The sequence below is a fragment of the Janthinobacterium sp. PSRC1-1 genome (assembly GCF_049897525.1).
Lineage (GTDB): Bacteria > Pseudomonadota > Gammaproteobacteria > Burkholderiales > Burkholderiaceae_D > Janthinobacterium > Janthinobacterium tructae.
The window spans coordinates 1-15,816 of the sequence record NZ_JAFCWK010000004.1; the positions used below are offsets into that span (position 1 = coordinate 1).

A 15,816-nucleotide genomic window follows, 5' to 3' on the forward strand; every position below is an offset into this window, starting at 1 on the left:
TCGGTGCGCATCTATAACCAGGAACGGCCGCATACGGCCTTGCAATACAAAACGCCCGATGCGGTGCATCGGGCGTTTCTACAGCAGTAAATACTGTCAACCTATTTTAGGACTGGACAACGCGTGATGAAAAATCAGCCAGCCAGGCGCTGGCACAATTGCTGAATCACCGTCAACGCATACGGCGAGGCGACCGTTTGCACGAAACGCATGAAGTCGACGGCGGCCTCTTCGTTGGCGTTATCGGAAATGGTGCGCATGACCGTAAACGGCACGCCCAGTTCAAAACAGACTTGCGCCACGGCGGCGCCTTCCATTTCGACGGCCAGCAGGTCGGGGATATCTGCTTTCAGCTGGTTGATATGCGCGGCGCTGCTGATGAACTGGTCGCCGCTGGCGATCAGGCCGCGGTGCACTTGTGCGTGCTGCAAGCCAAATGCCTCGATATCGGCCGCCTTAAGCACGCTGGAAATATCGTCACGCAGGAAATCGTCGGCGGCAGCTGCCAGTTGCGTGCTCAGTTCCAGGTCCGTGGCGAAGCGCTGCAATCCCGTCAGCGGCACTTCGAAGCGGGGAAATAGCGGTCGGGCATCCATATCGTGCTGCAGCAGCGCTTCGGCCACCACGATGTCGCCCACTTTCACGTGTTTATCCCCACTGCCGGCCACGCCGGTGAAGACGATGTGGGTAACTCCGTACTTTTCCACAAGGATAGAAGCTGTCATGGCAGCGGCAACCTTGCCCAGACGCGACAGGACGCACACAGCGTCGATATTCCACAAGGTCCCCAGGGTGTAGTCGCGCATGCCGTGTGAACGCCTCTGGGGGCCTTGCATGGCTTCTACCAGCCCCTGCTGTTCTTCGTGCAAGGCACTGATGATGCCTAAACGCATTTTTTTGTGTGAATTCATACTGTTTTTACAGGTTTTTCGGATTGCCAGACGGTTTACAAGGTGAAAACAGCCGTTTCGGCGACTTTTCCACCGTTCGCGTTTGTTTCTGTGTTTTAAATAAAGATGTATACATAAAAATAGTAGTGATAGTAAACGGCCATTTTTTTGTGGATAAGTCGGTATACCGTATAAAAATCATCGACTTGGCGCACAAAAAAGTAGGCGCACAAGCATTGTATCGAGCGAGGACTTGTTTGGGATAAAAATCGGGCTGTGGACAAAGATCGACTTTTCCCACATCTCATCCTGTGGATATGCAGGCACTTATCCACAGCGGCAAGCAAAAATCACGGTTTTTCTTGCTGTCGTGGCATGTTTGACGTGCTTCGTAGGCTCAGATCCCTGTTTGGCAATCAAGTTTGGCAATCAAGCTTGAGCGACCACGGGCGCTGTTCTTTCGCGAACGCTGGCATCGAGGGGATTCCTGCAAAACGGTTTGGCAGTGGCTCGCGATGTCGCCGTTGGCTTTTTTTTGGATGTTTTTTGCATGCTTTTTGAAAATATCCCCGGACTTCCGCTTTTTTTATCGGTTTACAATAGATCTATATATAAAAATAGTAGTAATAGTAAACGCGGTTTTTTCTGTGGATAAGTCGCTTTTTTTCAACAGGATCAAGCGTTTACGCGCAAAATAAAGCGTGCATAATCGCTGTATCACGCGAGGAGCAAAATTGTATAAAATGCGGGCCTGCGTAAAAGTTCGTGTTTACGCACAAATCATCCTGTGGATATCAAGTGACTTATCCACAATCGTTGTAAATTCCCCCTCTTTTCGACATTGAATGGCTTGCTGGCACTGTGCCCGGTCAGGTCTGTTGACGTTTCCATTTTGCAAGACGGTTTGGCAGTGCTGTGTGCGTGATGCCGGCCGTGCCGGTTTTCGTCGCTCAGTTGTTGGCGCGATTTTTTTTGTCAGCCAAAGCCGCTTGTCGGCTTTTTTTTTGATGACAGGCTGGCGAACCTTCCCGAAGGCGAAGGGCAGGCAAAGCGCGCGTTGTCGGGTTTACCTTAACAAGATCGTATACAAGCATAGTAATAGTAGTTAACGGCGGCATCTTCTGTGGATAAGTCCTGATTTATCCTTGTAAACAATCGCTTGGCGTGCGGATAAGCGCTGAGTAAGCGTTGTATCTGCCTGGGACGGTTTCTGGACAAAAAAACGCCGCTGAAAAAAATTTTCGTTTACGCACATATCGTCCCTGTGGATATCCATACGGTTATCCACAGCTTGCAGCCCCTGTTTTTCCCGGCTTTTGAGCGTGTCGCGCCGCTTGCCACGAATAATGTCGCCCTGGCCGGGCACTGGTGGTAATCTCAATCTGGCTCAACAGCCATGCATGCATGAAGAAAGACAGACTCTGGTAACGGGACGCGGCGGGGAGACACGCCGCGCGACAGCTTGATGGCATACCGAAAGGAGCTTCATTGGAATCGGCAGGCGAATACGACTACATCATCGTGGGTGGCGGTACGGCAGGTTGCGTGCTGGCCAATCGGCTCACACGCGACAAGGATGCCAACGTTTTGCTCGTGGAAGCGGGCGGCAAGGACGATTACGTGTGGATACACATCCCCGTCGGCTATCTGCATTGCATCGGCAATCCCCGCACGGACTGGCTGTATTCCACCCAGGCGGACGCGGGCCTGGGCGGACGCAGCCTGATGTATCCGCGCGGAAAAGTGCTCGGGGGCAGCTCTTCCATCAACGGCATGATCTACATGCGCGGCCAGGCCGGCGATTACGACCACTGGGCCGACCTGACGGACGACGCCTCCTGGCGCTGGGACAAAGTCTTGCCGCTATTTAAGCAAAGCGAGGATTACCACGGCGGCGCGTCGGAAAACCATGGCGCGGGTGGTGAATGGCGCGTGGAAAAGCAGCGGCTGTCGTGGGATATTTTGAATGCGTTCCGCGATGCGGCGCAGCAGGTCGGCATTCCGAAAACCAGCGATTTCAACGGTGGCGACAACAGCGGCAGCGCGTATTTCGACGTCAACCAGCGCCGCGGCATCCGCTGGAATACCTCCAAAGCGTTTTTGAAACCGGCATCGCGCCGGCCGAATCTGACCATCATGACGGGTTGCCACGTGGAACGTCTGCTGCTGGAGACGACAGAATCGGGGCCGCGTTGCACGGGCATCGTGTTTACGGGCGGCGGCACGCAGTGGCAGGCGACGGCCCGGCGGGAAACCCTGCTGACGGCGGGCGCCATCGGTTCGCCCCAATTGCTGCAACTGTCCGGTATCGGCCCGGCCGCCTTGCTGCGCGAACACGGCATCACGCCCGTGCTGGACTCTCCTGGCGTGGGCGGCAATTTGCAGGACCACTTGCAGCTGCGCATGGTCTTTAAAGTGCAGGGCGTCAAGACCTTGAACGTGATGGCCAGCAATCTTGTCGGCAAGATGCAGATCGGCTTGCAATATGCGCTATTTCAGAGCGGGCCCATGTCGATGGCGCCGTCGCAGCTGGGCGCGTTCGCCAAGTCCGATCCGCAGCAAGCCACGCCGAATCTGCAGTACCACGTGCAGCCGCTCTCCCTGGACAAATTCGGCGAACCGCTGCACGCGTTTCCCGCGTTTACGGCCAGCGTCTGCAATCTGCGCCCCACCTCGCGCGGTCACGTGCACATCGCCTCGGCCGACAACTATGCGGCGCCGAAGATCGTGCCCAATTACCTGAGTACCGAGCCGGACCGCAAGGTCGCGGCCGACGCCTTGCGCCTGACGCGCGCCATCGCCGCCGCGCCGGCCCTGAAAAAATTTGCGCCACAGGAATACAAGCCTGGCGTGCAATTCCAGAGCGAGGAAGAGCTGGCGCAGGCGGCCAGCCAGATCGGCACCACCATCTTTCACCCCGTGGGCACCTGCCGCATGGGCGTGGCAGGCGATGCGTCGAGCGTGGTCGACAGCCAGCTGCGCGTGCTCGGCGTGGCCGGCTTGCGGGTGGTCGATGCCTCCATCATGCCGTACATTACTTCTGGTAACACGAACTCGCCCACCGTGATGATTGCGGAAAAAGCGGCGCAAATGATACATGCGGCCTGGAAATGATCGCGGCAAAGCGCGGGTTTGCGCTATTCGGGCTGGCGCAAAATCCCCGTAGTTATACTGTATTGTGCGTTAAATTTAAGTTGTGTATTATAAAAATGACTAAGTAGTACAAAAAGTACAACTAGGAGACACGATGTCAAACGTAATCTTGGAAACAAGAAATTTGACCAAGGAATTCAAGGGTTTCACCGCAGTGAGCGACGTGAACCTGAAGGTAGAGCGGGGCCATATCCACGCCTTGATCGGTCCTAACGGCGCCGGCAAGACCACGTGTTTCAACTTGCTCACCAAATTCCTGGTCCCCACCGGCGGACAGATCCTGTTCAATGGGAAAGATATTACGGCAGCCAAACCGGCGCAGATCGCCCGCATGGGCGTGATCCGTTCCTTCCAGATTTCCGCCGTCTTCCCGCATCTCTCCGTGCTGCAAAATGTGCGTATCGGCTTGCAGCGCCAGCTGGGCACCTCGTTCCACTTCTGGCAAAGCGAGCGTTCCTTGAACCGCCTCAATGACCGCGCCATGGCCTTGCTGGCCGAAGTCGACCTGACGGAGTTTGCCGACACCATCACGGTCGACATGCCGTACGGACGCAAGCGGGCGCTGGAAATTGCCACCACCCTGGCGATGGAACCGGAAATGATGCTGCTCGACGAGCCGACCCAGGGCATGGGCCACGAAGACGTGCACCGCGTCACCGAACTGATCAAGAAAGTCTCGGTCGGCCGCACCATTTTGATGGTGGAACACAATATGAGCGTGGTCTCTGGCATCTGCGACAAGATTTCCGTCCTGCAGCGCGGCGCCATGCTGGCCGAAGGCAGTTACGCGGAAGTGTCGCGCAATCCGCAAGTGATGGAAGCGTACATGGGCACCACCCACGCCGAACTGGAAGGGGCACATTGATGACCGCTAGCAACAAGGCACCCGCGCTGGAAATTGCACAACTGCACACCTGGTATGGCGAATCGCACATCCTGCACGATGTGAACCTGAAAGTGGAGCAGGGCGAAGTGGTAACGTTGCTGGGCCGTAATGGCGCCGGCCGCACCACCACCTTGCGCGCCATCATGGGGCTGACGGGCGCACGCACGGGTTCCATCAAAGTCCATGGCGTCGAAGCGATAGGTTTGGCCACGCACAAAATCGCCCACCTGGGCATCGGCTATTGTCCTGAAGAGCGTGGCATTTTTTCCTCGCTGTCGACGGAGGAAAACCTGATGCTGCCGCCGACCCTGGCCAGCGGCGAGAAGGGCATGTCGGTCGAGGAAATCTACGCCATGTTCCCGAATTTGCAGGAACGCCGCCACAGCCAGGGCACGCGGTTGTCGGGCGGGGAACAGCAGATGCTGGCCGTGGCGCGCATCCTGCGCACGGGCGCGCGCCTGCTGCTGCTCGATGAAATTTCCGAAGGCCTGGCGCCCGTCATCGTGCAAGGGCTGGCGCGCATGATCACCACCCTGAAAGCGAAGGGTTACACCATCGTCATGGTGGAACAGAATTTCCGGTTTGCCGCACCGCTGGCGGACCGGTTTTATGTGATGGAGCACGGTCAGATCGTCGAGACCTTTGCTGCATCCGAACTGGAAGCCAAGATGCCGGTATTGACCGAGCTGCTTGGCGTGTAATGCCCATGTAGTTCCGTATCGTCGTCGAGCAATCGTTTAAATAGCAAACAATAATCCCAACGGAGACACTATGAAACGTAACGCTATCGCCATTGCCACCGCCACTCTTTGCGCACTGGGCTTGTCCAGCGCCGCGCACGCCCAGGTATCGGGCGACACCATCAAGATCGGTTTTATTTCCGACATGTCGGGCGTGTATTCCGACGTCGACGGCCTCGGTGGCGCGGAAGCCATCAAAATGGCGATCGCCGATGCCGGCGTAGTACTGGCCGGCAAAAAGGTGGAATTCATTTCCGCCGACCATCAAAACAAGGCCGACATCGCCGCCTCCAAGGCGCGTGAATGGTTCGACCAGCAAGGCGTCGACATGCTGATCGGCGGCACCAATTCCGGCGCCAGCCTGGCCATGGCCAAGGTCGCGGCGGAAAAGAAAAAAATCTTCATCGCCATCGGCGCCGGTTCCTCGCGCCTGACGAATGAAGAATGCACACCCTACACCGTGCACTACGCCTACGACACGGTAGCGCTGGCGCGCGGGACGGGCGGCACCATCGTCAAGCAGGGCGGCAAGAACTGGTACTTCATGACGGCCGATTACGCGTTTGGCCACTCGCTGGAAAAAGACACGGCCGAGGTCGTCAAGGCAGCCGGCGGCAAGGTGTTGGGCAGCGTCAAGCATCCGCTGGGCGCCTCGGATTTCTCGTCCTTCCTGCTGCAGGCGCAAGCGTCCAAGCCGCAAATCCTCGGCCTGGCCAATGCCGGCGGCGACGCCATCAACAGCATCAAGGCGGCCAACGAGTTCGGCCTGACGAAATCGATGAAGCTGGCCGGTCTGCTGATCTTCATCAACGACATCCATTCGCTGGGCCTGAACCTGACGCAAGGCATGTACCTGACCGATGGCTGGTACTGGGACTTGAATGCGGACACGCGCGCCTGGTCGAAACGCTATTTCGCCAAGATGAAGAAGGAACCGTCGATGCTGCAGGCGGCCGACTATTCGGCCGCGGCGACCTACCTGAAAGCCGTCAAGGCGCTGGGGACGGATGACACCGAGAAAGTCATGGCGTATCTGAAGAAGACCAAGATCAACGACATGTTCACCCAGAATGGCGAAGTGCGTCCCGATGGCCGCATGGTGCACGATATGTACCTGATGGAAGTCAAAAAGCCGTCCGAGTCGAAATACCCATGGGATTACTACAAGGTGGTCGCTACCGTGCCCGGTGCGCAAGCGTATGTGACCAAGGCTGAATCGAAGTGTTCGCTGTGGAAGTAAGACCCTAGCATCACCTGCGGAGTGCCCGCCGCTGCGCGGGTGCTCCGTCCTGCACTTCGCCCGCAGGGTTCGCCTTGCGCCGCCGCACCAGTCTGGTCTGCGGTGGCGTGTTTCCCTTGATACCACACCGCTACCCGGCGGTGCTTTTTATACTGTGATGCCATGGAAATTTTCGGCGTTCCAATACAAGCGATGATGAGCCAGCTGCTGCTGGGTCTCGTCAACGGCTCGTTCTATGCCATGTTGTCCCTCGGTCTGGCCGTCATCTTCGGCTTGCTCAACGTTATTAATTTCTCGCACGGCGCCATGTACATGATGGGCGCCTTCCTGGCCTGGATGGGCCTCAGTTATTTCGACATCAATTACTGGGCCATGCTGGTCATCGCCCCGATCCTCGTCGGCCTGGTCGGCATCCTGATCGAAAAGACCATGTTGCGCTGGCTGTATAAACTCGACCACCTGTATGGCTTGCTGCTGACCTTTGGCATTACCCTGATCATGGAAGGCGTGTTTCGCTCGTTCTATGGCGTCTCGGGCCAGCCGTATGCCGTGCCTGAAGCGCTGGCCGGTGCGACGGACCTCGGTTTCATGATCCTGCCGAACTACCGCGCCTGGGTGGTGATCGCTTCGCTTTCCGTCTGCCTGGCCACCTGGTTCGTCATCGAAAAAACCAAGCTGGGCGCCTACCTGCGGGCCGGCACGGAAAACCCGAAACTGGTGGAAGCGTTCGGCATCAACGTGCCGCTGATGGTGACCTTGACCTTTGGCTTCGGCGTGGCGCTGGCCGGTTTCGCCGGCGTGCTGGCCGCACCGATCATCCAGGTTTCGCCGCTGATGGGCTCGAACCTGATCATCGTCGTGTTTGCCGTGGTGGTGATCGGTGGCATGGGTTCCATCATGGGCTCCATCCTGACGGGCCTGGGCCTGGGCGTGATCGAGGGCCTGACCCGCGTGTTCTACCCGGAAGGCTCGGCCACCGTGGTGTTCGTGGTGATGGTCATCGTGCTGCTGCTGCGTCCCGCCGGTCTGTTCGGCAAAGAAAAGTAATCCTCATCAGTCATGTATTGGAGCTACCACGATGAATAAGAATGTAGGCTACGCCATTGCCTTGCTGCTGGCGTTGGCGGCCCCGTTTTACGGCTATCCCGTCTTCCTGATGAAGTTGCTGTGCTTTGCCCTGTTTGCCTGTGCCTTCAACTTGCTGATCGGCTACACCGGCTTGCTGTCGTTCGGCCATGCGGCCTTCTTCGGCGGCGCCGGCTATGTCACCGGCTACGCGCTGCGCACCTGGGGCTGGCCAACGGAACTGGGCTTGCTGGCCGGCGTCGCCACGGGTGCCTTGCTGGGCCTGGTGATCGGCGGCCTGGCGATCCGCCGTCAGGGCATCTACTTTACGATGATCACCCTGGCGCTGGCGCAGATGGTGTACTTCCTCGCCTTGCGCCTGCCCTTCACGGGTGGCGAGGATGGCTTGCAGGGTGTTCCACGTGGAACCTTGCTGGGCATGATAGACCTGGGCAATGACACGGTGCTGTACTACGTGGTGCTGGCCATTTTTGTCGCCGGCTTCGCCCTGATCGTGCGCACCATCCACTCGCCGTTCGGCCAGGTGCTCAAGGCGATCAAGGAAAACGAGCCGCGCGCCATCTCGCTCGGTTACGACGTCAACAAGTACAAGCTGATGGCCATCGTGCTGTCGGCCTCCTTGGCCGCGCTGGCCGGCGCCACCAAGACCCTGGTGCTGGGCTTTGAAACCCTCACCGATGTGTACTGGGGCATGTCGGGCCTGGTCGTGCTGATGACCCTGGTGGGCGGCATGGGCACCTTGTCCGGTCCCATCCTCGGCGCCGTGCTGATCATCGCGCTGGAAAACAAGCTGGGCGATGTCGGTACCTATCTGGCCACGCACACGGGCATCGAGTGGTTCGGCACCCTGGGTGAATCGGTGGGCATGGTCACGGGGGTGATTTTCGTCATCTGCGTGCTGCTGTTCCGGCGCGGCATCGTCGGCGAAGCCATCGCGCGCTTCGGCGGCAGGCCAGCCAAAGCCGCGGTCTGATTTTCAAGCAACGCCGGACGATTCGTCCGGCGTTTTTCATTGTGCGTCCACTGTTACCTCAACGGAGAGAACCACCATGCAAATGACGATCACGCGCGCGGGCACGACTGGCATGCGCCTGTGCACCTTGCTGGCATTGGCAGCCTGCGGCAGCAACCATGCGCCGGAAGAGCTGAACCAGATGCCCGGCTACCTGGGCAGCATCACGCGCGCCGACTACGACGGCAAGACGAACGATCTGCTGACGGCCGGCCTGGGCAAGACGGGACTGGCGGGCGCCACGCCCGCGTATGCGAATACGGAGCAGCCGACGCCGCTCGAACTGCGCCGCAATGCGATCTACGCCAACTACCGCGCCGTGCTCGACATTGCCGCCAACAGCGGCTATGGCACCCTGTACGGACCGAACGTCGATGCCAGTGGGAACGTGGGCGCGGGCGAGGGCCTGGTGGCGGGCAGCGAATACATCGCCTATGCCGATGATGGCACGGGCAAGAAGAATGTCACCTTGATGGTGCAGGTGCCGGCCAGCTTCGACCCGGACCGTGCCTGCATCGTCACGGGCACATCGAGCGGCTCGCGCGGCATCTATGGCGCCATCGGCAGCTCCGGCGAGTGGGGGCTGAAGAAGGGCTGCGCCGTGGCGTATGCAGACAAGGGTTCCGGCACGGGCCTGTATGTGTTCGAGGACGACAGCGTCAACCTGCAGAATGGCGTGCGCGCGGGCAGGGTGGCGGCCGGCAAGAGCGCGCTCTTCGCACCGGACTTGAGCGATGCGGATCGCCTCGCCTGGGTCGGGGCCAACCCGAACCGCATCGCCTTCAAGCATGCGCACTCGCAGCAGAACCCGGAGAAGGATTGGGGCAAGGTGACCTTGCAGGCGGTCGAGATGGCGTATTACGTGTTGAACGAGCGCTATGGCGTGCTGGCCCGCGATGGCAGTTCACGCATCGTGCGCCTGACGCCGAAGAACACCATCACGATCGCCTCGAGCATTTCCAACGGCGCCGGCTCGGCCTTGCTGGCGGCGGAACAGGATACGCAAGGTTTGATCAGCGGCGTGGCGGCCAGCGAGCCGCAGGTCCAGCCAGCGGCGTCGAGCGCCTACAGCGTGCGCCAGGGCGGGGTGGTGGTGAACGCACCGGGGCGCGCCCTGTTCGACTACGCCACCTATGCGGCGCTGTATCAGCCATGCATCGCTTCCGTGGCCGGCAATGCGGGACGCTGCACGGCGCTGGTAGCCAAGGGCTTGTTGAACGGCGCGGACTTGGCGGCGCAGCAGGCGGACGCGAAGCAGCGCTTGCGCGCGTATGGCTGGTTGCCGGACTCCGACCCGCTGCAGGCGGCGCACGCGGGCACGAACATCCTGGTGGCCGTCACGTATGCGTATGCCTACGGAAAATTCTCCGTGACGGACAAGGTGTGTGGTTTCACGTTTGCGCAGACCGATGGCAGCGGCAACCCCATCGCGTTCACCCCGGCGCAAAAGGCGGCCAGCTTTGCCGCGCAAAACGGCATCCTCGGCAGTGTCGTGTACGAGAACAGCGTGGGCGGGGCCAAGGGCTACACGGCCGGCGTGTCACCCTCGACCAGTCTGGCGGACCAGTCGCTCGATGGCTTCCTGTGCCTGCGCAGCCTGGCGACGGGACGCGACGCCGTCAGCGGCGCCAACCTGGATGGCACTTTGGCAGGGCAGAGCGTGCGCGTGCGGGCTGGCATGGCCGAGGTAGCGGCCAGCGGCAAGTTGCACGGCAAGCCGGCCATCATCGTGCACGGCCGCAGCGACACCCTGATTCCCGTCAATCACGCGTCGCGCGCCTATCTTGGCCTGAATGCCGCCGTGGAAGGGCGCAGTAGCCAACTGCGCTATATCGAGGTGACCCATGCCAATCACTTTGATTCCTTCAGCAGCGCCTTGCCGACACTGATCGTGCCGCTACACGTGTACCTGAACCGGGCGCTCGATGCCATGTATGCGCATTTGTCCGCCAAGCAAGCTTTGCCGCCTTCGCAGGTAGTGCGCACGGTGACGCGCGCCGATGCGTCGACCTTGATCACGGCTGCCAACGTGCCGGCGATAGCGTCGACCCCAGCGGCAGGCAATGCGATCAGTGTGACGGGGACGGTGGTGGATGTGCCCGACTGAGTCTCATAACGCCGCCGCATAGATGGCGCGGGCATCCGCGCGCGTGACGACGCGCGGATTGTTGCCCAGCAAGCGCGTCTGCAGCATGGCGTCGTCGGTCAGCCGGTCCAGGTCGCTGGCCGCGATGCCTACCTCGCGCAGGGTGCGCGCGATACCGGTGGCGTGCGCCAGCGCCTGCATGGCGTCGATCAGGGCCACGGCCCGCGCTTCCTCGCTGCCCGTGATGCCGGGCTGCAAGACGGCCGCCAGTTGCGCATACAGCGGTGTCGCGTGCGACAGATTGAAACGCAACACGTGCGGCAGCACCAGCGCATTCGACAAGCCATGTGGCACGTGGAACAAACCACCGATGGGATAGGCGAGCGCGTGCACGGCGGCCACCGGTGCATTGGCAAACGCCTGGCCGGCCAGCATGGCGCCGAGCAGCATGGCCTGGCGCGCCGGCAAGTTGCCGCCATCGCGGCAGGCCGTGAGCAGGTTGCTGGACAGCAGTGACAGCGCCTGCGTGGCCAGCATGTCGGACAGGGGATTTTTCAGCAGGCGGCTGGTGTACGCTTCGATCGCATGCACCATGGCGTCGATGCCGGTGGCGGCCGTCACGGCGGGCGGCAAGCCCAGGGTCAGGCTGGCGTCGAGGATGGCCAGGTCCGCATACAGTTGCGGCGCCACCACGCCCATCTTGCTGGTGGCGCCTGTGGTGACGATGGCGATGTGCGTCACTTCCGAACCCGTGCCGGCCGTGGTCGGCAATTGCACCAGGGGCAGGCGCTGGCCGTGGACATTGCCGATGCTATACAGTTGCGCCAGTTCCTGGCGCCCGGGGGCCAGTACGGCGATCAGCTTGGCCACGTCCAGCGAGCTGCCGCCACCGAGGCCGATAATCAGTTCCACGTGAAACATCTGCGCCTGGGCCACGCCGGCCAGCACGATGGCTTCGGGGGGATCGGCTTGCACCTCGGCAAAGACGTGGACCTCGATCCCCGCCGCCTGCAAGCTGTGCAGGGGAGCGTCGGCCAGGCCCGTGCGCAGGAAGCCCGCGTCGGTGACGAGCAGGGCGCGGCGCACGCTCGGGAAGTGATGGGCGACGTGCGCACCCAGTTGGGGGGCGGCGCCTCCTTCAACGATCAGATGCGGCACGGTGCGGAACTGGAAGGCGGACATGCAGACTCCTGACAGTGGGGACAGAAGCCAAGCTTACTCCGCTTTCCCGCCGTGCGCCTGTTTCACGTGGAACGCTATTCCCACTCCAGCGCGCCGCGTTTCCATGCATACGCCAGGCCGATGGCCAGCACGCTCAGAAAACCCATGGGGATTCCTCTCAGTGGCTGGACGACAGTTTCATCAGCACGATGCCGCACACGATGAGGACGGCGGCGCACACGCGCAGGGTGTTGACTTGCTCGCCCAGAAAGACGACGCCGACGATGAAGGCGCCGACGGCGCCGATGCCGGTCCAGATGGTGTAGGCCGTGCCCAGGGGCAGGGTGCGCATGGCAATCGACAGCAAGCCGAAGCTGGCGATCATCATGACGATGGTCATGACGGAAGGGGTGAGTCGGGTGAAACCCTCGGAGAGTTTCATCGAGTATGCCCACACGACTTCCAGCATGCCGGCAATCAGTAACAGTATCCAGGCCATGGCGGCTCCTTAACCAGAGCGGGCCGTCCCGGTGTGTGCCCATGATGGGGGAGGCCGTCCTCCTGGATGCTCGTCACGATGGCCACTGGCGTGACCACGCTTGCGGACGATGCGGCAATTGTAGCAAACATTCACGAGCACCGCAGTCCCAGCGCAGGCCAGTGACGTGTTCCACGTGAAACAGAAAACCCCGTTGACTCGCCCATGCTGAGTAAAAATTAAGCAAAAATTGGCCCGCGGAAGGTTACGCTTGCAAAAAGACTCTATAATCGGAGCTCTCTTCCCGCATTTTTACTTGCACTGTTACCTATTTATCATGTTATTTCCTACAGAATTCGACGTCATCGTTGTCGGTGGTGGTCACGCCGGTACCGAGGCGGCCCTCGCTTCCGCCCGCATGGGGCAGAAGACGCTATTGCTCACGCATAATATTGAGACACTGGGCCAGATGTCGTGCAACCCCTCCATCGGTGGTATCGGCAAGGGCCACCTGGTCAAGGAGGTCGATGCCATGGGCGGCGCGATGGCGATTGCCACCGACGAGTCCGGCATCCAGTTCCGCATCCTGAACTCCTCGAAAGGCCCGGCAGTGCGCGCCACGCGCGCCCAGGCCGACCGTATTCTCTACAAGGCCGCCATCCGCACGCGCCTGGAAAACCAGCCGAATCTGTGGCTGTTCCAGCAAGCGGTCGATGATCTGATCGTCGAAGGCGACCGCGTCGTCGGCGCCGTGACGCAGATCGGTTTGAAGTTCCTGTCGCGCGCCGTGGTGCTGACGGCTGGCACTTTCCTCGACGGCAAGATCCACGTGGGCTTGAATAACTACTCGGCCGGCCGCGCCGGCGACCCACCCGCCATTTCGCTGTCCGCCCGCTTGAAGGAATTGAAGCTGCCGCAGGGGCGCTTGAAAACGGGCACGCCGCCGCGCATCGATGGCCGCACGATTGACTTTTCCGTGATGCAAGAGCAGGCGGGCGACCTCGATCCCGTGCCCGTCTTTTCCGTGATGGGCAACACGGCCATGCACCCGCGCCAGGTGCCGTGCTGGGTCACGCACACGAATAGCCAGACGCACGACATCATCCGCGCCGGCCTCGACCGTAGTCCGATGTACACGGGCGTGATCGAGGGCGTGGGCCCGCGCTATTGCCCGTCCATCGAAGACAAGATCCACCGCTTCGCGGGCAAGGAATCGCACCAGATCTTCCTCGAGCCGGAAGGCTTGACGACGCATGAGTTCTATCCGAACGGCATTTCCACCAGCCTGCCGTTCGACGTGCAGATCGCCCTGGTGCAATCGATGAAGGGCATGGAAAACGCCCACATCCTGCGCCCCGGCTACGCCATCGAATACGATTACTTCGACCCGCGCGGCTTGAAAGCCTCGCTGGAAACGAAGGCTGTCGCCGGCCTGTTCTTCGCCGGCCAGATCAACGGCACCACCGGCTACGAGGAAGCGGCCGCGCAAGGCATGCTGGCGGGCCTGAATGCGGCCTTGCTGACGCAGGACAAGGAAGCCTGGGTACCGGGCCGCTCCGAGGCGTATCTGGGCGTGCTGGTCGACGACCTGATCACCCAGGGCGTGCAGGAACCGTACCGCATGTTCACCAGTCGCGCCGAGTACCGCTTGAGCCTGCGCGAAGACAATGCCGACATGCGCCTGACGGAAATCGGCCGCACCCTGGGCTGCGTCGGCGACGCCCAATGGCAAGCGTTCGAGACCAAGCGCGAAGCGGTGGCGCTGGAACTGCAGCGCCTGCGTTCCACGTGGGTCAATCCGCGCATCCTGGCGGCCGCCGAATCGGAACGCATCGTCGGCCAGGCCATCGAGCGCGAGTATTCGCTGGCGGACTTGCTGTGCCGTCCGAACGTCGCCTACGACACCTTGATGAGCATGACCGGCATGGAAGGCCAGGCCCTGGCCGGCCCCGGCGTGCAGGACCCCGCCGTGCGCGAGCAGGTGGAAATTCAGCTCAAATATGCGGGCTACATCGAGCGCCAGAGCAAGGAAATCGAGCGCCACGAGCACTATGAAAACCTGGCCTTGCCGGCCGGTTTTAATTACCTCGATATCGGCGCGCTGTCGGTCGAAGTGCGGCAAAAACTCGACAAGCAGCGCCCGGAAACCCTGGGCCAGGCCTCGCGCATTTCGGGCGTGACGCCAGCGGCCATTTCGCTGCTGCTGGTGCATTTGAAAAAGCGCGGCTTCGGTGCAGGTCAGGCCGAAATACAGACCACCACTTTAAAGGACGAGGTTGTTGAATGAAGCAGTTTGACCGGGCCGCACTGGCCCCCATTTTGAATGAAGGCATCGCCGCGCTGGAGCTGGACCTGAGCGCGGATCAGACGGAAAAACTGCTCGATTACCTGGCCTTGCTGGCCAAATGGAACAGCGTGTACAACCTGACGTCGGTGCGCGACCCCCTGCAAATGCTGACCCTGCACGTGCTCGATTCGCTGGCGGCCGTGCCGGCGTTCGCGGATGCCAAAAACGTGCTCGACGTGGGCGCCGGTGGCGGCCTGCCGGGCATGGTCTTGGCCATCGCGCGGCCCGACGTCAAAGTGTCGATGATCGACACGGTGCACAAGAAGACGGCCTTCCTGACGCAGGTGAAGGCGGAACTGGGCCTGGCCAACGTCACCGTGTACACCAAGCGCGTGGAACAGCTGGAAGTGGCGCAGAAATTCGATGTGATCACCTCGCGCGCCTTTGCCGACCTGTCCGACTTCGTCAACTGGTCGCACCACGTGCTGGCCGAGGGCGGGCAATTCATCGCCTTGAAAGGGGTGGCACCGCCAGACGAGCGCGAGCGACTGCCGGCAGACTGGAAAGTGACGCAATTACGCGCAATTCAGGTACCAGGGCTAAATGCAGAGCGTCATCTGGTCTTTATAGCAAGAATGTAAAAGTTGGAAAATTAAACGGTATAAATCATATAAACAGTTTATACGGTATAAATGATATAAACCGTATAAACCGTATAAACGATTTATATCGTATAAATAGAATAAACAGTATAAATCGTTTCGGCCGGATGCCGGAGCGCACGATGAAGTTTGCAT

At 60.4% G+C, this 15,816-nt stretch carries 13 protein-coding genes; 10 read left to right on the forward strand and 3 right to left on the reverse strand.

Annotation, left to right across the window (positions count from 1 at the left end):
* A partial coding sequence (locus tag ACP7DW_RS09295; protein ID WP_426055194.1) for an integrase core domain-containing protein occupies positions 1–90 on the forward strand: 90 nt, incomplete at its 5' end.
* Between the two features lie 44 nt (positions 91–134).
* Here the strand turns inward: ACP7DW_RS09295 and ACP7DW_RS09300 are convergent.
* Complete coding sequence (locus ACP7DW_RS09300; protein ID WP_426055188.1) at positions 135–893, reverse strand: 5'-methylthioadenosine/adenosylhomocysteine nucleosidase; 759 nt, start codon at positions 891–893, stop codon at positions 135–137.
* A 1,485-nt stretch (positions 894–2,378) separates the two neighbouring features.
* Here ACP7DW_RS09300 and ACP7DW_RS09305 point away from each other — a divergent pair.
* The 7 genes from ACP7DW_RS09305 (at position 2,379) to ACP7DW_RS09335 (ending at position 11,114) form a co-directional block, all read left to right on the forward strand.
* A complete protein-coding gene (locus ACP7DW_RS09305; protein ID WP_426055187.1) occupies positions 2,379–4,004 on the forward strand; it encodes a GMC family oxidoreductase in 1,626 nt (541 codons plus the stop codon).
* 133 nt (positions 4,005–4,137) lie between these two features.
* Complete coding sequence (locus ACP7DW_RS09310; protein WP_426055186.1) at positions 4,138–4,908, forward strand: ABC transporter ATP-binding protein; 771 nt, start codon at positions 4,138–4,140, stop codon at positions 4,906–4,908.
* Positions 4,908–5,630, forward strand: coding sequence for an ABC transporter ATP-binding protein (locus tag ACP7DW_RS09315; protein WP_426055185.1), 723 nt, complete (start codon positions 4,908–4,910; stop codon positions 5,628–5,630). The genes ACP7DW_RS09310 and ACP7DW_RS09315 overlap by 1 nt, the downstream gene beginning before the upstream one ends.
* A 70-nt stretch (positions 5,631–5,700) precedes the next feature.
* The gene (locus tag ACP7DW_RS09320) at positions 5,701–6,909 is read left to right on the forward strand and encodes an ABC transporter substrate-binding protein (protein ID WP_426055184.1); all 1,209 of its coding nucleotides are present in this window, start codon (positions 5,701–5,703) and stop codon (positions 6,907–6,909) included.
* Between the two features lie 162 nt (positions 6,910–7,071).
* Entirely contained in the window at positions 7,072–7,956 is an 885-nt protein-coding gene (locus tag ACP7DW_RS09325; protein WP_034752662.1) for a branched-chain amino acid ABC transporter permease, read from the forward strand.
* 31 nt (positions 7,957–7,987) lie between these two features.
* A complete protein-coding gene (locus ACP7DW_RS09330) occupies positions 7,988–8,968 on the forward strand; it encodes a branched-chain amino acid ABC transporter permease (RefSeq protein ID WP_219134118.1) in 981 nt (326 codons plus the stop codon).
* Positions 8,969–9,044: 76 nt separating this feature from the next.
* Positions 9,045–11,114, forward strand: a complete 2,070-nt coding sequence (locus ACP7DW_RS09335; RefSeq protein ID WP_426055183.1) for a 3-hydroxybutyrate oligomer hydrolase family protein — start codon at positions 9,045–9,047, stop codon at positions 11,112–11,114.
* Positions 11,115–11,117: 3 nt separating this feature from the next.
* Here ACP7DW_RS09335 and ACP7DW_RS09340 read toward each other — a convergent pair whose 3' ends face one another.
* Complete coding sequence (locus ACP7DW_RS09340; RefSeq protein ID WP_426055182.1) at positions 11,118–12,275, reverse strand: iron-containing alcohol dehydrogenase; 1,158 nt, start codon at positions 12,273–12,275, stop codon at positions 11,118–11,120.
* Between the two features lie 157 nt (positions 12,276–12,432).
* Positions 12,433–12,753: a DMT family transporter gene (locus tag ACP7DW_RS09345; RefSeq protein WP_426055181.1), complete on the reverse strand. Its 321-nt coding sequence runs from the start codon at positions 12,751–12,753 to the stop codon at positions 12,433–12,435.
* A gap of 316 nt (positions 12,754–13,069) precedes the next feature.
* Here ACP7DW_RS09345 and mnmG point away from each other — a divergent pair, with 316 nt between their 5' ends.
* Positions 13,070–15,019: a tRNA uridine-5-carboxymethylaminomethyl(34) synthesis enzyme MnmG gene (gene mnmG / locus ACP7DW_RS09350; protein ID WP_426055180.1), complete on the forward strand. Its 1,950-nt coding sequence runs from the start codon at positions 13,070–13,072 to the stop codon at positions 15,017–15,019.
* Positions 15,016–15,660, forward strand: a complete 645-nt coding sequence (gene rsmG / locus ACP7DW_RS09355) for a 16S rRNA (guanine(527)-N(7))-methyltransferase RsmG (protein ID WP_426055179.1) — start codon at positions 15,016–15,018, stop codon at positions 15,658–15,660. Before mnmG ends, rsmG begins: the two co-directional genes overlap by 4 nt.
* Positions 15,661–15,816 lie beyond the last annotated feature (156 nt).